Source organism: Halosolutus gelatinilyticus, assembly GCF_023028105.1.
GTDB lineage: Archaea > Halobacteriota > Halobacteria > Halobacteriales > Natrialbaceae > Halosolutus > Halosolutus gelatinilyticus.
Genome location: NZ_CP095491.1, coordinates 1,903,284 through 1,922,756 on the forward strand (window position 1 = coordinate 1,903,284; position 19,473 = coordinate 1,922,756).

The 19,473-nt window shown below is 60.2% G+C and carries 16 protein-coding genes and 3 pseudogenes; 10 read left to right on the plus strand and 9 right to left on the minus strand.

The features are described from left to right. Window positions 1-293: 293 nt before the first annotated feature. A pseudogene (locus MUH00_RS09460) lies at window positions 294-521 on the plus strand (PIN domain-containing protein); the annotation flags it as partial. Window positions 522-579: 58 nt separating this feature from the next. Here the strand turns inward: MUH00_RS09460 and MUH00_RS09465 are convergent. Both MUH00_RS09465 and MUH00_RS09470 read right to left on the minus strand, forming a co-directional pair. Next, on the minus strand, window positions 580-1,362 hold the full coding sequence (locus MUH00_RS09465) for a winged helix-turn-helix domain-containing protein (protein ID WP_247003846.1): 783 nt from the start codon (window positions 1,360-1,362) through the stop codon (window positions 580-582). Further along, complete coding sequence (locus MUH00_RS09470) at window positions 1,359-1,562, minus strand: hypothetical protein (RefSeq protein ID WP_247003848.1); 204 nt, start codon at window positions 1,560-1,562, stop codon at window positions 1,359-1,361. The genes MUH00_RS09465 and MUH00_RS09470 overlap by 4 nt, the downstream gene beginning before the upstream one ends. A 768-nt stretch (window positions 1,563-2,330) precedes the next feature. Between MUH00_RS09470 and MUH00_RS09475 the strand changes: the two are divergent. Further along, window positions 2,331-3,196 (plus strand): annotated as a pseudogene (locus MUH00_RS09475) (DNA-binding protein). Between the two features lie 103 nt (window positions 3,197-3,299). Here the strand turns inward: MUH00_RS09475 and MUH00_RS09480 are convergent. Both MUH00_RS09480 and MUH00_RS09485 read right to left on the minus strand, forming a co-directional pair. Continuing rightward, on the minus strand, window positions 3,300-3,731 hold the full coding sequence (locus tag MUH00_RS09480) for a hypothetical protein (RefSeq protein WP_247003850.1): 432 nt from the start codon (window positions 3,729-3,731) through the stop codon (window positions 3,300-3,302). A gap of 29 nt (window positions 3,732-3,760) precedes the next feature. Next, complete coding sequence (locus MUH00_RS09485; protein ID WP_247003852.1) at window positions 3,761-4,408, minus strand: hypothetical protein; 648 nt, start codon at window positions 4,406-4,408, stop codon at window positions 3,761-3,763. Window positions 4,409-5,395: 987 nt separating this feature from the next. Here MUH00_RS09485 and MUH00_RS09490 point away from each other — a divergent pair. Both MUH00_RS09490 and MUH00_RS09495 read left to right on the plus strand, forming a co-directional pair. After that, window positions 5,396-5,605, plus strand: coding sequence for a ribbon-helix-helix domain-containing protein (locus MUH00_RS09490; RefSeq protein WP_247003854.1), 210 nt, complete (start codon window positions 5,396-5,398; stop codon window positions 5,603-5,605). Then, window positions 5,602-6,729 (plus strand): tyrosine-type recombinase/integrase, encoded by a 1,128-nt coding sequence (locus MUH00_RS09495; protein ID WP_247003856.1) that lies wholly within the window; start codon window positions 5,602-5,604, stop codon window positions 6,727-6,729. The genes MUH00_RS09490 and MUH00_RS09495 overlap by 4 nt, the downstream gene beginning before the upstream one ends. A 35-nt stretch (window positions 6,730-6,764) precedes the next feature. Here MUH00_RS09495 and MUH00_RS09500 read toward each other — a convergent pair whose 3' ends face one another. Both MUH00_RS09500 and MUH00_RS09505 read right to left on the minus strand, forming a co-directional pair. Further along, complete coding sequence (locus MUH00_RS09500; RefSeq protein ID WP_247003858.1) at window positions 6,765-7,421, minus strand: HhH-GPD family protein; 657 nt, start codon at window positions 7,419-7,421, stop codon at window positions 6,765-6,767. A gap of 221 nt (window positions 7,422-7,642) precedes the next feature. Then, complete coding sequence (locus tag MUH00_RS09505; protein WP_247003860.1) at window positions 7,643-8,461, minus strand: hypothetical protein; 819 nt, start codon at window positions 8,459-8,461, stop codon at window positions 7,643-7,645. Between MUH00_RS09505 and MUH00_RS09510 the strand changes: the two genes are divergently transcribed. After that, window positions 8,451-8,858: a hypothetical protein gene (locus MUH00_RS09510; RefSeq protein ID WP_247003862.1), complete on the plus strand. Its 408-nt coding sequence runs from the start codon at window positions 8,451-8,453 to the stop codon at window positions 8,856-8,858. The genes MUH00_RS09505 and MUH00_RS09510 overlap by 11 nt on opposite strands. A gap of 36 nt (window positions 8,859-8,894) precedes the next feature. Here the strand turns inward: MUH00_RS09510 and MUH00_RS09515 are convergent, their stop codons facing one another. Next, a complete protein-coding gene (locus MUH00_RS09515; protein WP_247003864.1) occupies window positions 8,895-9,905 on the minus strand; it encodes a tyrosine-type recombinase/integrase in 1,011 nt (336 codons plus the stop codon). Window positions 9,906-10,414: 509 nt separating this feature from the next. On the opposite strand from MUH00_RS09515, the pseudogene MUH00_RS09520 reads away from it, so the two are divergent. From MUH00_RS09520 to MUH00_RS09535, 4 genes and pseudogenes are all read left to right on the plus strand, one after another. Next, window positions 10,415-10,580 (plus strand): annotated as a pseudogene (locus MUH00_RS09520) (IS5/IS1182 family transposase); the annotation flags it as partial. Between the two features lie 208 nt (window positions 10,581-10,788). Then, the gene (locus tag MUH00_RS09525) at window positions 10,789-11,490 is read left to right on the plus strand and encodes an alpha/beta fold hydrolase (protein WP_247003866.1); all 702 of its coding nucleotides are present in this window, start codon (window positions 10,789-10,791) and stop codon (window positions 11,488-11,490) included. A 158-nt stretch (window positions 11,491-11,648) separates the two neighbouring features. Then, window positions 11,649-11,945, plus strand: a complete 297-nt coding sequence (locus MUH00_RS09530) for a hypothetical protein (RefSeq protein WP_247003867.1) — start codon at window positions 11,649-11,651, stop codon at window positions 11,943-11,945. Between the two features lie 1,952 nt (window positions 11,946-13,897). Continuing rightward, window positions 13,898-15,133 (plus strand): mandelate racemase/muconate lactonizing enzyme family protein, encoded by a 1,236-nt coding sequence (locus MUH00_RS09535; RefSeq protein ID WP_247003868.1) that lies wholly within the window; start codon window positions 13,898-13,900, stop codon window positions 15,131-15,133. 467 nt (window positions 15,134-15,600) lie between these two features. Here the strand turns inward: MUH00_RS09535 and MUH00_RS09540 are convergent, their stop codons facing one another. Both MUH00_RS09540 and MUH00_RS09545 read right to left on the minus strand, forming a co-directional pair. Next, window positions 15,601-16,989, minus strand: a complete 1,389-nt coding sequence (locus MUH00_RS09540; protein WP_247003869.1) for a GntP family permease — start codon at window positions 16,987-16,989, stop codon at window positions 15,601-15,603. A gap of 228 nt (window positions 16,990-17,217) precedes the next feature. Continuing rightward, a complete protein-coding gene (locus tag MUH00_RS09545; RefSeq protein ID WP_247003870.1) occupies window positions 17,218-18,081 on the minus strand; it encodes a fumarylacetoacetate hydrolase family protein in 864 nt (287 codons plus the stop codon). 177 nt (window positions 18,082-18,258) lie between these two features. On the opposite strand from MUH00_RS09545, the gene MUH00_RS09550 reads away from it, so the two are divergent. After that, complete coding sequence (locus MUH00_RS09550; protein WP_247003871.1) at window positions 18,259-19,434, plus strand: mandelate racemase family protein; 1,176 nt, start codon at window positions 18,259-18,261, stop codon at window positions 19,432-19,434. Window positions 19,435-19,473 lie beyond the last annotated feature (39 nt).

Below are 19,473 nucleotides of genomic sequence, written 5' to 3' on the forward strand. Positions count from 1 at the left end.
TACCGGCTTGATACCGCCATACACCGCCAAATTCGGCGGAATTAGTTTCCACCAATCAAACCGCTGAGTTCGAGAGAGTTGCATGCTTTACAGGCGATATGGACGTACACCCGTTTCCAGATACGGATCTCAATCGAAAAGAGGGCCTGCTAAGACACCAAAGATAACCACTCACTTCGGTAAACTAACTAATTTCACGCAGATTCGGCGTTTTGGAGTTCTAGAAATAATAAATAAGAACGCAGGTCACAGACTTCTATCGAATTCAATGAGTTCACGTGTAGTCGCGTACCGCCGAAATGTCGCCTGCAGACGAGGTCGAACGGGCGGACGCTGCGCTTACGGCCCTTGCTGCCCAGGAGCTCAGCGCGGGGACAGCGACGGAGGTGTACATCTACACGACCGATATCGCGGCCGGCGAAGGGGCTGAAACCGTGCTTGCCAGCGAGGGGTACGGTGACTCGGTGACGTTCGTGAACGGCTTCCGGTTCATCGAGGACCTAGTTGCGAGTCGTAGCTGAGGGAAGGGGACAGAAGGAGACGCATCTTACGAGGGTTTGTGGTCGCTCAGCATCCCTCTTATTCGATTCCCAGTACCATCGCTACAAGAGCGACCAGAAATAGACTAGCGACGACCGTCGCTTCGAACCCCGAAAACGCAGACGATGCAGCTAACCCCGCCTGAAGGTCACTTGCAGCACCAACGAGTGCGCCGCCGATGAGCACGAGCACAAAGAGGCCAACCACGAGGCGAACATCGATCTGACCACGTTGGCTGGATGCTGCAGCGTCGTTTTCTTTCCATGTACGTAGTGATTCTCCAGTCAACCGCCAATAGACGACGTATTCAGTAACAATCGTAGCAAGCTGTGTTCCACCTCCGACGAACCACGCTGCTCCACCACCACCCGCGATGGCGTATCCCCACACGAGCAGTACGTCCGCAAAGGGGTCGACTGGCGTTGCCGCGAGTGCTGTGCTCAAGCTGGTGAAGATGAGGGCAAACCCGGTAAGGAGGATATACATTCCTAGTCGGCGGGTCATTGCAAACTGGTCTCGTATTAGGTCAAAGGCGTGAACAAGGCGGTCAATTTCAGGCGGAACTACGTCTCGCCGTTCATCTGGATGCAGATCCCAAACCAGAACGTTCCCGATTTTCTGTGATTGGACTCGATTCTCGAGTTCGAGCTCGTCTAATCGGTTCTCGACGCCCTGTCGAGACATATCTACTGCATCGGCGATATCCTGCGTCCCCATCGAAATACGGTCGTTCTCACGAAGAACGTTCAGAATCTGCTCATCTGGAACATCCTTCCGGTCATTCGTCGACACGAGGTCAACGAGAAGCGAGCGTAGTGTCATACAACCTCCGAGATGACAGCACCGGCTGCAGCTGCGGCGGCCGTTACGAGAACAACGACACCGACGAGGACGTAGACGATCCCCCAGAAACTGAGATCGATCAGCCCCGCCGTCCCCAGCGCGCTTCCAAACAGGAGGAAAATGAATCCCCCGCACACAAGCGCGATAGCGCCCTCGGCGGCTTCAAGCAGATCACTCATCTGTACATCACCGCGTTCTGATTCGAGTACGTTAGTCGCATCGTTCAGTAACACGTTACATTCCGGGGGTACAAAGGTCATATCGACCGTTTTCGTGGTTTCACGCTCTCATTAGGACTGGGGATAGACGAAGTGGCTCTTCGCCCCTGCAAACACCGTGTTGGTCCGGAGCAAATCGCACGATAGCGTTAGGATTGCACATTCAACAATCATCGATGAAAGCCCTCGGCCGCTCGACGTCCCGCGACCGCCGCTGCGCTCCTCGTCCCTGCGGTGCTTGCGGGGTCGGGGGACGGCCGAGACGGCCTCGCCCTTTCTGAGTCCGCCAGGAGTGTCAATGGTCTACCGAGCGACGTGGTCGGCTGGACAGGTGTGTACGTACCGGCCCGCACCGCTCGCCGTGCCGCCCTCCGCGTCGCTCGCGACCGACCATTCCGGGCGTGCGGGCGCTCTCCGCACCGCCCGCGCCCGTTCCGGGCTAACATGGATGTGCCCTCGGCGCCAGCGGGTAAGCGCGAGGGGTTGCGCGGCGTGGCTGCTCACCCCCCACGCTTACTCCGCTGGCCGCTCGCTCCGGGCGGGTCGGCGCGCGGTGCTGGTTGGGGCCACCTCATGCAGGCGCGCTCTCGCTCGCGCCCGGTAGGGCGCTCGCGAAGGCGCGAGCGAGAGCGCGCAGATGGTTCTGTCGGTCGTTGTCGTCGGAAAACCGCGATGTAGGAGTATCGCGGTGTCGGCGCGTGAGCGCCTTCGGAATCTGGTGAGATTCCAATGTCTAGTAACAACGCTAGCGGAAAGGTCGTTTCGGTCGATGAACAGGCATTCGAGAAAGCGGGCGAGCAGGCGGTCGATGAGGACGGCTTCCCGGTCGTCGACGAGACGCCGGAGTTCGAGGCGACAGTCGAGCAGGAGACGCAGGCGAAGGTGGATGCGAACCACCCGGACGGGATCGCGGACACGAGCGAGGACCGGATTCACGGCGTCACCCTCGAACAGGAGGAGCGCATTCAGGCGCGGGAAGCCGAACTGGAGCGCATCAGTGCCCAGGCCGAACTCGGGACGCAGGACGGTCGTGAGCAGCGCACGCGTGAGGTCGTCAGCGAGCTGTGTGGCCGTGACGAGCCGGCGTCGATGGAGCGCACGGATCCCCGGGAGGAACTGACGCAAGACGAACTCGCGGAGGTGAACACGCAAGCGATGCGGATCAGTGACGAAGTGCAGGGCGGCTGGTCGAGAGCGGTCGTCGCGAAGCAGCTGGCCGAGAAGGTGGCGTGCGGCCGGGACGTCACGAAGGCGGTGCTGGAGACGCTCGAGGAGGTGAAGGCGGTGCCGGGGGCAATCGTGCCCATCGCGGATGTGCCGGACGTCCCGGTCGGTGAGGTGACGGTCCAGGTGAAATCACGCAACTCTGGGATCCAAGCGACACGTCGATCTCTCAGGTCGGGCTGATCGAGGACGACAGTGGGAAAATCAAGTTCACCATCTGGGAAGCATCCCGGAAGACGGTGGTGAGCGAGGGTGAGACGGTCCGGTTCCGGGCCGTCAAGAAGAACTGGTACCAGAGGCGGTGCAGCATCGCCATCACGGGCTGGAGCAGGATCGAATTCCCAGAGCGCGGTCGGTGGTGGGAAGAATAGGCGAGCGCGGCGCCGTTCTTTTTTGCTGTGGGCCGGACCGACCCAGGCCCCACCACCCCACCCACCGCTCCGTGCTCGCTTCGCTGCGCGCGCAGCCACGACCTTACTCGCTGAAGGGTATCCTATGCGAGAGTGTGATGAGGTGTTCGATATCGCCCAAGATGTAGTCCGAAAGCATCCGCTCCGTATGCTCGAGATTACACGGACCAATATCGTCGTGGCTGTCCGAACGAGCGTGGAGCCACGTTTCCATGATTCCAGGGATGTCGCCGCTATCAACGTAGTCAGTGTCTGCATCAGCCGGGCGAATCCTCTGGAGATCTAATTCATGGGCGTAGTCGTCGAAGAACGTCCGCCGAAGACCGACCTCCTGATGCTGGATGAGATCGTCCAGTCCAGTCCCATACCCGTATGCCTCAGCTGCGAAGTCGCCCAAATCCACAGATTTGGCACTTTCGATGATGGTCTTCAGATCGCCAGCGAGCCCATCACCGGCAGGGCCGTCAGCAGCATATACGGGTCGCTTTTTCAGCATCGGAAGATCGAAGAAATCGCCCGCATACGTTACGATCTCGTCCGGTTGGTAGGCCCACAGCTCAGCATTGATCCGTCGTAGTAGATCCAGTTCGGACTCAAGTCCTGGAGCGCGCCGACCACCAATACCCGGTCGTCCTTCCCGCTCACGAGTTCCTCCTCTTCGTAGAGGAACCGGACCAACTCCCGAAGGAGAAACGCCTCCCGTTCCGTCGGAACGGCGAGCGACTGTTCCGTGCTACTCGGGTCCCGAGCCAGGAGCGACTCCACGGCGTCGACGACGTCGTCGAAACTCGCCCACACAACACGGTCGTCGTCAAACGCATACAATTCTGAAGGTTCCTCGTGATCGGGAGTCAGAACGACGAGACGCTCGGTGTCCGCACCTTCTTCGTCGAGATAGGCGAGGTGCTCCCGTAATTGGTCCAATTCCACCTCGTTCTGCCTCGTTTTCGTCTCGAACAACAACGACGTCGAACTCCGGATCCCGGCGTCGGGTACCGAGCCGTCACCGACGAGCTGGTTCTCGAACGTGACTAACGAAAGATCGGACTCGTCGAGCATCGCCTCGAGAAGATCCTCCGTCAGCTGGTTGTTGATGTTCTCGAAGACGGCCATCAACGTGGATGTAACTCGGTTCTCGCCTTGCGTGTACATCGAGAAGAGCGGATTCGCCATGTTACACCCCTGTGACATGCCATTGGCAAGTAATTTGCCCTGATCCGGAGTCGACTATGAGCCCGGTAGGTGAGCTCGACTCTGGGCCCGAGACGACATCGGTCTAGTATCTGGATACCTCAATCGCTCTCAGTATCCAGATTTCTCCCTTTCGACCGACGCGAACGCCGATTTTACCGATGAAATGCCAGCCGGCCTCGTGCCAATACCGGCGCGTAGTATAGTGAATTCACGGACATTGTGGGAGGAGATCTATATCGTCAAAAGACGACCCTCAACCGACCAATAGAACCGGGGGAGGCGACCGACCCTTTGACGTTCCGGCCTTCCCGGCAGGGACATAATCAAATTACGGCGGTTCGACCGATGAGTATGCCCGAAATACGCAGATTCGGTGTAGACATGTCCGGTCGACAAACCCGGCGACTGAGTCCGATCGTTGGGACCGTTATTCGGACCGGACCCTATATCCGATCCAAGGACCGGTGAATAGGCCGACTGTTGGTGCCGGTGGTCGCACCTGACATGGGTACCCAAATCGGGGTGTAACTTCCCCATCGCGTCGATCGAGTATCGGCATCAATGATGGACCGGCTGGTCTGCAGAGCGGGCCGACGTCTTACTCGTGATCACATGGGCGCGGAATCGCACTGATCGATCGTAACTTCGGGACAACAACTAGCTAGCCGCTCCACTGGAGGGATCACAGAAACCCCCAAACCGGCAATTTTCACCAATTGATTGGCAGAATTCCGCCAATGCTTGGTGTATCCCTGGAAATTTTGGCCTCTTGATCGCGCGCGAGCCGGCGAATCACCGCGGGGCAGATTATACGTTGAAATTTGGCTCGAAATAATATGGGTTCACCGGTTCATTCAATTTCGCGGTCACCATTTCTTCCACCAATTATCGACTGCTATCTAGCGGTTTCATCCCATCTACCAATTAATTAGTCCGCTTATATGTCACGAGGTGAACGGTAAGAGCATGGGTGAGACCCACAGCAAGCCGGTCTCGGGCCGGGTTCCGGTCGACATCGCCGAGCGACTCGATCGGGCCGCCGACGAGACCGACCTCACGAGATCGAAACTCGTCGCCCGTGCAGTCGAGTACTACGTCGACGAAAATCCGGACCGGATCCGCGAGTTCTACCCGGACGATTCGTTCGCCGCATTCGTCGAGGAGCTATGCCGATGAGCCGGACCAACCACGTCCCCGAAATCGCCGACGAGACGGACGCCGAGAAGCTTCTCCGCCAACTCCAACAGGCGACGGAAGCAACCCTCGAGCCGACCAAGCCCCAAGAGGCGCTCGAGCTCTACCTCGAGGACAAGGCTCGCGAGTGTCGAAAGTCGACAATCGACTCCCACAGGTCCCGACTCGGGTTCTTCGTCGAGTGGTGCGCCGAGCGGGGGATCGACGACCTCAACAACCTCTCCGCGCGCGACCTCCACGAGTATCGGGTCTGGCGACGCGACGACGGTGACCTCACCGTCAACAGTGAGAAGACGCAGATGGACACCCTCCGGGTCTTCGTCGAGTGGTGCGAGACGATCGACGCGGTGCAACCCGGCCTATTCAAGAAAGTCAAGTCGCCGTCCATTCCAGACGAGGAGGCCGCTCGCGAGACGACGCTCCACGTGAGCCGAGGGAAGGAGATCGTCGCGCACCTCGAGCGGTTCGAATACGCGTCGGTCGAGCACGTCGGCTGGCTTCTCCTGACCGAGACCGGCGTCCGGGTGGGGACGACCCGCGCTCTCGACGTCGAAGACTACCGGCCGGATGCCGAGCAGCCCCACATAGACGTTGTCCACCGGCCGGAGACCGATACGCCGATCAAGAACGGACCGAGAGGCGAGCGTCGGATCGGTATCTCCGCCGAGGTCTGCGCGGTCGTCGACGACTACCTCGAGCACCAGCGGCCGGACGTGACGGACGAGCACGATCGGGAGCCGCTGCTCGCGACGAGTCAGGGACGCGTAGCGACCACGACGATCCGGCGGTACGTCTACAAGTGGTCCCGGCCGTGCGCCATCGGACAGGAGTGTCCACACGACCGAGATCCGGACGAGTGCGAAGCTGCCGTCGATCTCGATCGGGCGTCGGGCTGTCCCTCGAGCGTGACTCCTCACCCGATCCGCCGCGGGTACATCACCCACCTGCTGCAGGCCGGCGTGCCGGTCGACGTCGTGAGCGATCGGTGTAACGTCTCGCCGAAGGTCATCGATCGGCACTACGACGTGCGGACGGAGGAGGACAAGATGCGACAGCGTCGGGAGGTGCTCGATGAGATTTTACCCGACGGTTCGGGCGACCGTTGATCGATTCGTCGAGCTGATCCGCATCCGATCGGTTCTCACTCGTCGGTCGACCGCTCGGTCTCGTACTCGCACGCCGCTTCGAACGGACACGACTCGCAGTTCGGATTCCTCGCCGTGCAGACCGCCGCGCCAAAGTCGATGAGCGCGTGGAGGAAGTCGTCGCACCGACCCGAAGGAGCCAATCGATCCGAGAGATCCCACATCTCGGGCGATTCGGGTTCCGTCGATTCGTTCCCGAAAACGCGGGCCAGTACACGCGCCACGTTCGTGTCTACCGCCGAGACGTCGCGTCCGTGCGCGTGAGCGAGCACCGAAGCGGCGGTGTACTCGCCGACTCCGTGCAAATCGAGGAGTTCCGATCGGGAGGCGGGTACCCGACCATCGTGACGCGCGAGGAGCTGGGCGGAAGCACGCCTGAAGTACTCCGTCCGCTTTCGCAACCCCAGCGGTTCGATTGACTTGGCGATGTCCACCTCCGGAGCCGCGAGGACGGTACCGGCCGTCGGATATTGTTCCACGAACTCATCGTAGACGCCGCGGACTTGCTCCGCCGACGTCTGCTGGAGCATCAGCTCGGCGACAAAAATTTCGAACGGCGAGGTGCTCGGATCGCGCCAAGGTAAGTCGTGTCGTCCGTTTTCGGCGTACCACTCGAGCAGGTTATCCACAAACTCGTCGCCGTCATCGGGCATACCGCACCCTGCTCCCCTTTTCGTACTTATGATCTTGTACCGATCTCAGCGAAGCAATCCTCCGTACCGCGACTTCGGACGATTGTGATGCATCGCGATCACGGCAACGGAGCGCGTCCGACACTCAACTATTTTGTCCAATAACGTAATTTCAACCGCGCCTCCATCTCGAGATCACCGGGCCTTTCTGCGTTTACGAGAAGGCCGAGTCGTTTCTTCTTTTAGAACGCCTCTCTCCGAAGCTTGGCGCTCAATTTCTGGGCTCTCGACGAAACACTCTTTCCTAGAACCACGAATAGCGATGCCATCATCACGAGGATAGCCGCCGTCACGAACTCGTTTTCACCGCTCACTATTATCGGGTTGCCGAGCGCTTCATTAGCGGCGCCGAGGAGAATGAGGTGGAAGAACAATACCATCGACGAGTTTACCATCCAATCCAGAGATCCGGGTTCCCGGAGCAGGAACGTATCCCAAAACGACGACTGCTTCGGGAGTTCTACGTCGTGTAGGTCTCCGGGGACGGCGTGGGCTGACCTTTGATCGTTAACGTAGTACAGGTTCTTCCGGTTGAACTGATACCGCTTGACGACGTTCAATTCGACGAGTTCCTTGAGTCGCCTCCTGACCGTTTTATCGGATACGGTGGAGTCGAGAAGTTGCTGGATCTGATAGGCCGAAAACACGGGTTGCTCCTCCTTGAGCATCACCTCGAGGACCTCCCGTTGTCGAAGGTCCTTGCTGAGGTCGTGTTCAAGTCGAACGTCGAGATCGGCGAGGACTTTTCCGGTGTCGATGTCGTCTAACGTCGAGATATCTACCCCTTTCCGAAGTTCGTCTTCATTTCGTTGTGTTTCTGCTCGCATGACGGGTTCGTAGTGAAGAAAACGAGTGCTGACAGGTATAACCAATTGGTGGTGACCTGCGTCTCCCAAGCGATGTCCGAGGTCGGACACGCGATATCGCGAGTCGCTCACCCCCCACCGTCTGCTGGTTTTTCTGTCTCTCCCGATCAGCCCTCTATCGTCCATGACGCTCATCGGAGAAAACGCACGGTTGGTCTTTGCACAGGGTGTAGCGGTCGTTCTGGCAGCACTGTTGCTGAACTGCGTGAAGGGGATGGTATTCGATACGGGCGACACGTATGCGCGAGTGCTGGGAGAATTCGCTTCGAAGAGGGAAACAGCCGCGATTTTGATCGTCTCGATGTTCGCAGGGCCGTACGTCGCTGGTCTCCTACAGGAGTGGTTGGTCGCTTTTTTACTTAGACCCGGGTATCTCGAGATCGGTGCGGGCTTGGGCCTGTGGGCGCTCATCCATCTAACGAATCGGCAGGTAAAAAGTTGGAAGCCGTTCAACGAGGGAGACCCCCTGTTCGTAGTGATGGCCGTCCTCGGGTTCGTTCTGATCTTCTCGGGACTAGCCTACATCGGATGAACTCTTCGAGACGAGTGGATCGACCCGCTCGCCTGTTCAGATGTTACCTAAGTACTCCCGCCGCCGCTCCATCTTTTCCTTCTCGGTGCGCTGGTCGTAGTGCATTTCGAGTACCTTCCGGCTCACGTTCGCCCGGTCACCAACGGCGGTCTCCGGCACGTCGCTATTGAGATGGTGGGTAATGCCTCCCCGGCGGATCGCGTGCGGGCTGACGTTCGACGGACACTTGGAAAACTGGCCGGAGTTGGTCGCTTCACACGTCTCTGGATCGCGGTCGTGCGGACACTCCTGACCGATGGCACACGGTCGCGTGTACTGGTAGCAGTATCGTCGAACGGTCGTTTTGCAGACGCGCCCGTGTGACGTCGCTAGCAGCGGCTCACGGCCGTACTCGTCCGTCACGTCCGGCCGCTGGTCGCGGACCCAGTCGTCGAGCAGCATGCACAGCTCCCCCGACAGCGCAACCAGTCGCTCGCCCTGGGACCCCTTCTTGATCGGCGTCCCAGTCTCGGGACGATGCTCGACGGTCAGGCACTGGTCCTCTGGAGAGTAGTCCCCCAGGTCGAGCGACCGCGCAGCACCAAGCCGCATCATCGTGTGCCAGAGGAGCGCGAGCGTCACGTGCGGGAGCGACGCGTACTCGTACCGCTCTAGGTAGTCCAGAACTGCCCCAGCCTGCTCGCTGTCGAGCATCACCTCTCGGACGTCGTCACCCGGATTGAGATCGGGCGATCGGACCTTTTCGTGAAGGTTGGGATGTACGCCGTCGACGGTGCCGAGGAATCGGATGAACACTCGGAGAGTGTCCATTTGGCACTTCAGGCTCGTCTTCGCGAGGTTGCCGTCGTTCCGTCGCCAGAGGCGGTACTCGTGCAGCGTCCGCCCGGTCAGCTCGTTCAAATTCTCGATGTCGCGCTCGTCACACCAGCGGACGAAGTGGCTCAACCGGGCGCGGTGCGAGCGGATAGTCGAGGCCGCGGCGTCTGCTTCTCTTTCGGCCAGGTACAGTTCGACTGCTGTTTCCGGATCGATTGGTTCGAGGTTCATAGTTCGCTCGGTTGCGAACCACACGAAAACGCGACCCCAGCACCCCGATCGGTGAATCACCAATTATCTCGCCGTCTCGGCTGGACCCGTCAGGGCCCATGAAGCGAGCCGAGCAATTCGCGAGGCTCGCGGAATCGATCGCTGACGGTTCGAACCAGGCCAGTCGCGCGCAGCGAAGCGAGCACGTCTGGACGAGGTTCGAATCCGTCAGGGCCTATCCAGTAACTACTCGAAATGTGGCCGAATCCGATTTGGCCCATTTCAGGCACTTCAACCACCAAAGCGGCCAGTTTTCCAATCCGGAAGGCCCTGGTTCTGAAGTGGATTCGAACCAGCCACTGGTTCCGGGTTGCCGCACTCTTGCGATATTCATAGCCGAAACGGGGTGGTCGACGTGACGATCGCGCCCTAGCCGGCAGTCGACGACTCTCCGACCTGCCGTCACTGCGGTGCGCACGTCACCGATCCCGATGGGCCTACGATGACAATCGCGACTGCGTCCCCGCTATATCCTGTGTCCCAAAGTCCGAAAGCACGCGACCTACCGAACACGCCTCGACGAACGTATCGAGATGCCGCATTCGGAGCGCAGTTGGCCTGTCCACACTCCCCACCCCGTCAACGCTATGCAAAGCGTTCGATCGACTCGATATGGTGGTCCGGCGGGTACTTCTCAATCCGAACGTGTGGCATCGTCTAGCCTTCGATCTGGACAGGTAGAAGGTCAACAAAGCCGGTGAAATGTCTATATACCCACGAGTTGGACCTAACTTTGGTCATTATGGCTCGAATAGTCGTTGAAGAGGATGTGGAACTGTTCGTTCGGGACTGGGGGTCGGGTACTCCGTTTGTGTTTATTCACGGGTGGCCACTGAGCCACAGGATGTACGAATATCAATTCATCCAACTCCCGAGAGAGGGCATCCGGTGTATCGGTATCGATCTTCGTGGCTATGGACAATCGAGTAAACCGTGGGGCACATATGATATCGACGTTTTCGCAGACGATATTAAGTCGGTTCTCGATGAACTTGCTGTCGATGATGTTACGCTCGTGGGCTTTTCAATGGGCGGTGGGGTCGCCACTCGATATATGAGTCGACATAACGAAGAACACGTGGGGCAACTGGCCCTGCTTGGTGCTGCGAGTCCCGTTCTGGCCGAAAAACCTGACTTTCCGGAAGGCATCGATAAAGCTGCATTCACGGACCTTGCTACGGGATGCTACCGCGACCGAGCAACGGTAAGCAGTGAGTTCACCGATTCGATGTTTCATTCTGAACCGAGCCCTGAGCTGAAAGATTGGTTCCAGGGTATGAGCATGGAATCATCGCCGCAGGCGATGGCCGATTCGATCGAATCGGTCGGCGAGATGGATCTTCGTCCTGACCTCGAGGACATCTCTGTTCCCACGCTCATCTGTCATGGCGTCCACGATCAGGCCTGTCCATTCGAGCTGACGGCGGAGAAACTCCACGAGGGAATTGCAAACACGGAGCTCGTTCGCTTTGATGAGAGTAGCCATGCGCTCTTTTACGAGGAAAAAGAGAAACTCAACCAGGAGTTGATCGAATTCAGTAAATAACTCCAACTGAGGGGTGATCTCGTTGGAATCTGCCTCATCGTATTGTAACATCGACGTAAGTCGTCGGCCGAACACCGTCTCCGCTCTTCCGGCGACATCTACAGCCGACCAGCGAAGAGTCGGCTTCAGATCCTGAGAACTCCACGAGAAGCGAGGGGGTGAACGATGAGCCGCATCGTCGATTCCGACATCGAATCTGTGCGCAGATCTTCGCCGATCAACGCGGGCAGCCAGAAATCGGCCCCGATTTCGCCGTGACTGTTGTTTTACTTGAAAACAAATTGAAAAACGGGAAAGTATATATCATAGACCATTGTCAGTATGGCCGCCGCCTACTGATGAACGACGAAAACGCCGACTCTGAGCGGTCCGAAACGGACGCTTCGCTCTCGGAAGCCTCTCAAGACGAAGTCAACGAGGCGATCGAGCGAGTCGACCCGAAACAGGATGACTGACCGTCAGTACGATTTCCCTGCAGAACGAGTCGGAAAACCCGTTGGCTAGGTGTGGATGTCTGTCGAACGGACATCGGTAACGAAGCTGTTCGATCGTTCTACACGATCATGTGTGTTTTCCACAAAGAGGTTTGTATGAACCGTCGAACGTGGCTGACCGTCTCTATCGGACCGATCCAAACGCTTAGCGGCTGTGTGGATAGTTGGAGGGGGAGAACTTCGCCGTCAGAAGACCGCACTTGCACTGATCAGCGCTTGCTCTGTACGGGACAAATCTCTACCGGGTTTTTACGCTCGTAAAGCCCGATCGCGGTGAACGCGACGAGTATTCCGGCTACTACTTCCGGCGTTTCGAAATTTCGTTCGAAGATCATAGCGCCCGAATTCCGGCTAATTACTGTAGTAATTTTGGATATCGTAACGCTGCGATCGAAATAAATCGCCGATCAACTCGGTTCGACACTGACCGTAGGGGTGTCAGTTCTCGCTGGCTCGACCCGTCGAATTCGACGAGCGCGACGGTAGACGTGTTCGGAGTAGCTGCGTCCGGCAGTGCGCTTAGCTCCGCAGTCGTCGGTCGTCGAATTTGGAAGCGGCGTTCTAGAAAATATTTTAAAATTGGTATATTTGCCTTCTTGCCTCGTAGATAGAACGTTCGATGTGGAATCGATCTTTGTAGTTCTTGTATCGAAATCGGCGGCCGCGCCGATCGAGTGTCGGCTGTACCCACAGCGCCGACGTGACGGGATACCTGTCGTCCTCGACGTTGCGTTTCTCGCTGGAGCGCTCCCGGAACGAACTCCGTTTGTGCTCGCCTGGCGACGAATAGGGGCCGAAGAAGGGGGGTTGGCGGTTTCCGGATCGATCTCAGCGAACAGTTGAATGCGTTGAATCGTCGGGTGTCGGCGCGAACAATGTGAACTCGTGCCGCTCGATCGGAATCCCGCTGTTTGGACCCGCGTACGGACGATCGAGCGTGCGCGGTCGAACCCGGCTGCCTTCGAGATAGAACCGATAGCGGGGAGCGAGAAAACGAACGCGGAGCGCCGGATGCCGGTCTACAGAAGCTTGGATGTCGCTTCGAATGCCGCGACGACCGACGACTTCCGATGCTGGATCCGTCGGACGATCGGAGTCCGGCAGAATTCCGCGAACGCCGCTGCCTCGCACCGTTGCGCTCCGATTCGAACAGTGTCGATCAAGCCAGTTTGGCGTCGTTATATTGGTATTTCGAGTAGTATTTGAAAACGATAATTATGTGGCTGAGTTCGAATACTACGTCCATCACTCTCCGACGATCCGCTTCTCGCCCGACGAGCGCTGCGGTGCATCGACGACACGAGGATCATGAAACGGGCGCTACGAGATACTGCTGGCCGACCTCAAACGATCGTTCGGTTTGACTGTGAGTGAATGTTGTTCTATTATCAAGAACAACATTCTGTACACCTGGGCCCTCGGGCGGTACGAACGGCGAGTCGTTCCAAGGACGATTCGACGTCGCTCTTCGGACCCGAGACGGCTCCGTAACGGCTTCTGCGATCGCTGTGGGCGAATCTCCTCGCGTAATCGATCCGCGTTCCCCGGAGATTTTGACGACCATACTGTTGTAAAATTTGGGTCGTTCGAAGCCGATGACTGCTGTAATTCGGCTGCTCTGTGCCCGATATCGCGCGTTCTGCTGTTGGAATGTTCTGTATTATAGAACGCTATCCAGTTATAGTCAACGAATCCGCCGTCGGCAACTCGTTCTCGACGACGGCACCCAGAACGACGCTCGGCGGCCTCGAGCATGCCGAGCAGGCCGTCGATTGCGATCGAGCGTTCGAGAGAGCTCTCACCGGTGAACCTGCGTCTCCGTTTTCGACACGTCCCGCTTCGGGATCGAGTCGACGCGGTGATCGTGTACGCCGCCAGACGGAAGTTTTAGTATCGGGTATCGTAATTCTCGAATGTCAATGGACTACAGACAGCTGTCGGACCCGAACGCAGAGTACACGATGCGCAACCTCTCCGCGGAGACGATGGGACTTTCCAACTCCCGCGGGCCGCGCGACGTCGAGATCACCGACGTCCAGACGACGATCGTCGACGGAAACTATCCGTGGACGCTGGTCCGCGTCTACACTGACGCCGGTATCGTCGGGAACGGCGAATCCTACTGGGGCGCCGGCGAGCAGGAGATCATCGAGCGGATGGCGCCGTTCATCGAGGGGGAGAACCCGCTGGATATCGACCGGATCTACGAACACCTCGTCCAGAAGCTCTCGGGCGAGGGGTCGATCTCCGGGAAGGCGATCTCCGCGATCTCCGGAATCGAACTCGCCCTGCACGACGTCGCCGGCAAGATCCTCGAAGTCCCGGCGTACCAGCTTCTGGGCGGCAAGTACCGCGACGAGATGCGGATCTACTGCGACTGCCACACCGAAGACGAGGCCGACCCCGACGCCTGCGCGGACGAAGCCGAGCGCGTCGTAGAAGAGCTGGGATACGACGCCCTCAAGTTCGACCTCGACGTTCCCTCGGGCCACGAGAAGGACCGCGCGAACCGCCACCTGCGGAACCCGGAGATCGAACACAAAGCCGAAATCGTCGAGAAGGTCACCGAGCGCATCGGCGATCGCGCCGACGTCGCCTTCGACTGTCACTGGTCGTTCAGCGCCGGGAGCGCACACCGCCTCGCGAAGCGCCTCGAGGAGTACGACGTCTGGTGGCTCGAGGACCCGATCCCGCCGGAGAACCACGACGTCCAGGCGGAGGTCACGAGGCGGACGACGACGCCGATCACCGTCGGCGAGAACGTCTACCGCGACCACGGCAACCGGCGGCTGCTCGAGGAGCAGGCGGTCGACATCGTCGCGCCGGACGTACCCCGCGTCGGCGGGATGCGCCAGACCCGGAAGATCGCCGACCTCGCGGACCTCTACTACGTGCCCGTGGCGATGCACAACGTCTCCTCGCCGATCGGGACGATGGCCAGCATCCACGTCGGCGCGGCGATTCCGAACTCGCTGGCCGTCGAGTACCACTCCTACGAACTGGGTTGGTGGTCGGATCTCGTCGAGGAGGATATCATCGAGGACGGCTACGCCGAGGTGCCGGAGAAGCCGGGACTCGGACTCACGCTCGATCTCGACGCCGTCGAGGAGCACTTGGTCGAAGGCGAGACGTTGTTCGATGAAGTGTAACGTCACCGCGCTCGCAAGTCGGTGATCTGCGGTGTTTGACGGGGCGTGAGCCGACGTCAAACTCGCGGAGCGACGCACCTCGTGGTTCGGGAGGCGCGACCTGGTAGGCGCTCCATCGGTGAACGGATCGCAGCGGGATCACCGGCCAGCGACGACCGTTCCAGTCATGTGATCGGACGAATGCGATGACGTTCGTCCCGGCGGCAGCGAGGCGTCGATACCCCGTTTCGACGGCCGACTCGAGGAATCGATCGCGACTATCATTTCGGATACTCGCTCGGCTCGGATTTCAGCCGAACCCTTGTTCTGGTCTCAGTGGCGACAGCGGCCCGGTCTTCGGCGACCGGCCGGCGGACGTTGCGATCGGCGAGCGGACTGCAGACGACCACCGCGTCACGGTCGAGACGACGGTCGTTGAGTCGAGGAGTACCGCGGTGAACGTCGAACGGCGGAAAAACGAGTTGTCCTCAGGCGAACGGCAGGATCGTCGAAAAGATGAGCGTACTGATCAGACCCGTGATCCCGATGAGGGTCGTCGCGACGGTCCACGTCTTGAGCGTCTCGACCTGCGTGAGGCCGCCGATCTCCTTAACGATCCAGAAGCCGCTGTCGTTGTACCACGAGCAGAACGACGCGCCCGCGCCGATCGCCATCACGAGGTACGCCACGTTGACGTCGAGCCCGCTCGCAAGCGGAGCCATGATCCCCGCGGTGGTGACGATCGCGACCGTCGCCGATCCCTGGACGACGCGGACGCCGGCGGCGATCACCCACGCCGTCACGAGCAGTCCGAGGCCGATCCCTTCGAGCCCGCTCGCGATGTACTCGCCGGCCCCGGCCGCCTGGAGCATCGCGCCGAACGCGCCGCCGGCGGCGGTGATCGCCGCGATGTTCCCGCCGCTTTTGAGCGCGTCCGTGAGTTCGTCGGAGAACACGTCGCTGTCGAGATCGCTCATGCGGTAGTACGTAAGCGCCGCCGACAGCGCGGCTACCGTGAGCGCGAGGTTCGGGTCGCCGAGGAAGCCGGTGATGTTTCTGATCGCCGCGTCCTCCCCGAGGAGCGTCTGCGCGGTTGTATCTGCGGTCACGAGGAGGATCGCGAGCAGAATCGGGAGCAACGACTCGACGAGACCGGGAAGCTGGCTCGTGGGGATCTGGTTTTGCGCCTCGAGTTCCTCGACCGTCGTGCCCATCGAATCGCGGAGCGGAATCTCGAGCCGGCGGTTGATCCAGTACCCGTACCCCAGCCCCGACACGAGCGCGGTCGGAACGCCGACGAGCAGGCCGATCAGGATCGTACTCCCGAGGTTGGCGTCGAACTCTTCGACGGCGAGCAGCGGGCCGGGCGTCGGCGGCACGAACCCGTGCGTGACGACGCCGGCGGCACCGACGGCGACGATGTAGAGGGTGTAGTTCTTCCCGATTCGCGACCGCGCGGACCGCGCGAGCGGCGCGAGCAGGTAGAAGACGTTGTCGAAGAACACGGGGATCGACATCAGGAAACTGCTGCTGAACAGCGACAGCTCCGTGTTCTCGGCGCCGAAGACGCTCGTGAACGCGCGTACGATTCGGTTCGCAGCGCCGCTTTCGACCATCGCCTTGCCGATGATCGCGGCCATGAGAATGGGAATCCCGATCCCGGCCATATCCTCACCGAAGGCCGACGCGAACTCCCCGGGGACGTCGGCTAAGGCGACTTGCGGCGCGACGATTCCGACGGTAAACCCCGCGATGACGAGCGAGATGAACGCTGGCAAATCGAGGACGACCAGTAACAACACGATCGCTAGGATACCCGCGACGAGCGAGATGAGGGGTGCTTGCCCCCCTACCTGTAGTACGGTATTAGTAACCATCACACTCATACCTATATGATCATCATATTTTACGGTTTTTAATCGTTGCAGACGAGTTCAGCGAAAGAACAATATAAACGAGGAAAGGTTCGAATGCGACCGCCTACGACGTCCATCGAACAGGCGCCGTCTAACGGCGTCGAGCGGCGATCGCGCGGTCGTTCGGACGGAAAAATCCGGTCGGGTCGCTCCGCGGGGACGACACATCCCCTGCGATGTCGGCGTTGATCAGACTTCCATGACCGGGTTCGAGAGTTCGCCGATCTCGTCGATCACGATGCGGACCTCGTCGTCCGGCTGGAGCGTGAACCCGTCGTCCGGAACGAGCGAGGTTCCGGTGAGCAAGACGCCAAGTTCGGGAACGGCGTTGTGGTCCAGCCAGTACTCGACCAGTTCGTCGCAGGTGCGGGCCATGTTGCCGGTCGAGGTCTCGCCGTGGTAGAGGACGTCGCCGTCGCGGCTGATCTCCATCGACATCGTCAGTTCGTGCGGGTCGCCGACGGAGTCGACCGACGCGATCGCGGGGCCGATCGAACAGCACCGTTCGTACATCTTCGCCTGGGGGAGGTACAACGGGTTTTCGCCCTCGATCTCGCGGCTGCTCACGTCGTTTCCGATGGTGTAGCCGACGACCTCGCCGTCGTAGAGGACGATCCCCAGTTCCGGCTCGGGGACGTCCCACGTCGAGTCGGCGCGGATTCCGATCGCCTCGCCCGGGCCGACGGTTCGGCTGGGCGTCGCTTTGAAGAAGATCTCCGGGCGCTCGGCCTCGTAGGCCTGAAGGTACATCTCGGGCATGCCGCTTTCGGCCTCGCGGGCCTCCTCGCTGATCTCGTAGGTGACGCCCGCGGCCCACACTTCGTCCGGCCTCAGGGGACGGCGCACCGCCGCCGGGTCGACGTCAACGGCCGGCGCGGTGGCGGTTAGTTCGGACGCGAGCCGGTCGACGCTCTCGTCGGCGATGTCCGCGGCGGCCGCGAGATCGACGAAACTGTCGAGTCGCGGCTTGACGGCCGTGATATCGTACGCTGTCTCATTCTCGACGGCGAGCAGTCGATACTCACCGCCTCTGGAAAGGCGATAGTAGCGCATGAGAGGAGTGAATGCACCGGCCGTGATAAAGGTCACCATTGCGGACAATCGCGGGTGAGGGCACGACCGGATGCCCGACACGGCGAGCCGGGTCCCCGCGCGGGAGACGCGATCGAGACAGGAGACTGAACGGTCACGGGACACAGATTTATTAGCCGGTCCGGGAAAAACGGTGGCATGGCACCGACGATTACGCGGATCGAGAGTCGCGAATTCGAGTATCCGCTGGCGGACATCGGCACGGACGAACACGGGTTCAATCTCGTCTACGAGCCCGGCGAGACGACCTACCGGAAACTGTTCGGGATCCGAATCCACACGGACGAGGGAATCACCGGCGAGTACGTCGGCGGGAACTCCCCGGCCGCGGCTCAATACAACATCATCGCGAAGTACCTGATCGGGAAGAATCCGCTGAAACGCGAGAAACACTGGTCGGAGATCAAGCGCGCCCTCCGCAAGTACGATCGGATGGGGATCGGCCCGATCGACATCGCGCTGTGGGACTTTGCGGGCAAGTACTACGACGCGCCGATCCACGAGCTGCTGGGTACCTACCGCGAGCGCATTCCCGCCTACGCCTCCACCTACCACGGGGACGACGCCGGCGGCCTCGACTCGCCGGAGGCGTTCGCCGACTTCGCCGAGGACTGTCGCGATCGCGGGTTCGGCGGGTTCAAGATCCACGGCTGGGGCGGCGGCGACGAGGCCCGCGACCTGACGCGAGAGATCGAGGCCGTCCACGCCGTCGGCGAGCGGGTCGGCGACGAGATGGACCTGATGCACGATCCGGCCTGTGAACTCGAGACGTTCGCCGACGCCCTCGAACTCGGTCGCGCGCTGGATGCGGAAGGGTTCTTCTGGTACGAGGACCCGTTCCGCGACGGCGGGATTTCCCAGCACGCCCACCGGAAGCTCGCCCGGAAACTCGACACGCCGATCCTCCAGACGGAACACGTGCGCGGACTCGAGAGTAAATCGGACTTCGCCGCCAACGACGCCACGGACTTCCTGCGCGCCGACCCCGAGTACGACGCCGGCATCACGGGAGCGATCAAGGTGGCGCGGATGGCCGAGGCCTTCGGCCTCGACGTGGAGTTCCACGCGCCCGGTCCCGCACAGCGCCACTGCATCGCGGCGTGTCGAAACTCCAACTACTACGAGCTGGCGCTCGTCCATCCGAAGTGTCAGAACACCCAACCGCCCGTCTACCGGGGCGACTACTCCGACATGATGAGTGCCGTCGACGAGGACGGAACTGTCTCGGTCCCCGACGGCCCCGGCCTGGGTGTCGAGTACGACTGGGACTACATCGAGGAGAACACGACCGGAAGCGTCCACGTCTACGAGTAACCGGCGCGACCGCCGACCGGCGATCGACGATCGCGCTGA

Bases quoted from the DNA above. Each gene is read 5' to 3' on its own strand.
- MUH00_RS09465 (WP_247003846.1), bottom strand. From the start codon at position 1,362: ATGACACTACGCTCGCTTCTCGTTGACCTCGTGTCGACGAATGACCGG.
- MUH00_RS09470 (WP_247003848.1), bottom strand. From the start codon at position 1,562: ATGAGTGATCTGCTTGAAGCCGCCGAGGGCGCTATCGCGCTTGTGTGC.
- MUH00_RS09480 (WP_247003850.1), bottom strand. From the start codon at position 3,731: ATGCTGAAAAAGCGACCCGTATATGCTGCTGACGGCCCTGCCGGTGAT.
- MUH00_RS09485 (WP_247003852.1), bottom strand. From the start codon at position 4,408: ATGGCGAATCCGCTCTTCTCGATGTACACGCAAGGCGAGAACCGAGTT.
- MUH00_RS09490 (WP_247003854.1), top strand. From the start codon at position 5,396: ATGGGTGAGACCCACAGCAAGCCGGTCTCGGGCCGGGTTCCGGTCGAC.
- MUH00_RS09495 (WP_247003856.1), top strand. From the start codon at position 5,602: ATGAGCCGGACCAACCACGTCCCCGAAATCGCCGACGAGACGGACGCC.
- MUH00_RS09500 (WP_247003858.1), bottom strand. From the start codon at position 7,421: ATGCCCGATGACGGCGACGAGTTTGTGGATAACCTGCTCGAGTGGTAC.
- MUH00_RS09510 (WP_247003862.1), top strand. From the start codon at position 8,451: ATGACGCTCATCGGAGAAAACGCACGGTTGGTCTTTGCACAGGGTGTA.
- MUH00_RS09505 (WP_247003860.1), bottom strand. From the start codon at position 8,461: ATGAGCGTCATGGACGATAGAGGGCTGATCGGGAGAGACAGAAAAACC.
- MUH00_RS09515 (WP_247003864.1), bottom strand. From the start codon at position 9,905: ATGAACCTCGAACCAATCGATCCGGAAACAGCAGTCGAACTGTACCTG.
- MUH00_RS09525 (WP_247003866.1), top strand. From the start codon at position 10,789: ATGTACGAATATCAATTCATCCAACTCCCGAGAGAGGGCATCCGGTGT.
- MUH00_RS09535 (WP_247003868.1), top strand. From the start codon at position 13,898: ATGTCAATGGACTACAGACAGCTGTCGGACCCGAACGCAGAGTACACG.
- MUH00_RS09540 (WP_247003869.1), bottom strand. From the start codon at position 16,989: ATGGTTACTAATACCGTACTACAGGTAGGGGGGCAAGCACCCCTCATC.
- MUH00_RS09545 (WP_247003870.1), bottom strand. From the start codon at position 18,081: ATGCGCTACTATCGCCTTTCCAGAGGCGGTGAGTATCGACTGCTCGCC.
- MUH00_RS09550 (WP_247003871.1), top strand. From the start codon at position 18,259: ATGGCACCGACGATTACGCGGATCGAGAGTCGCGAATTCGAGTATCCG.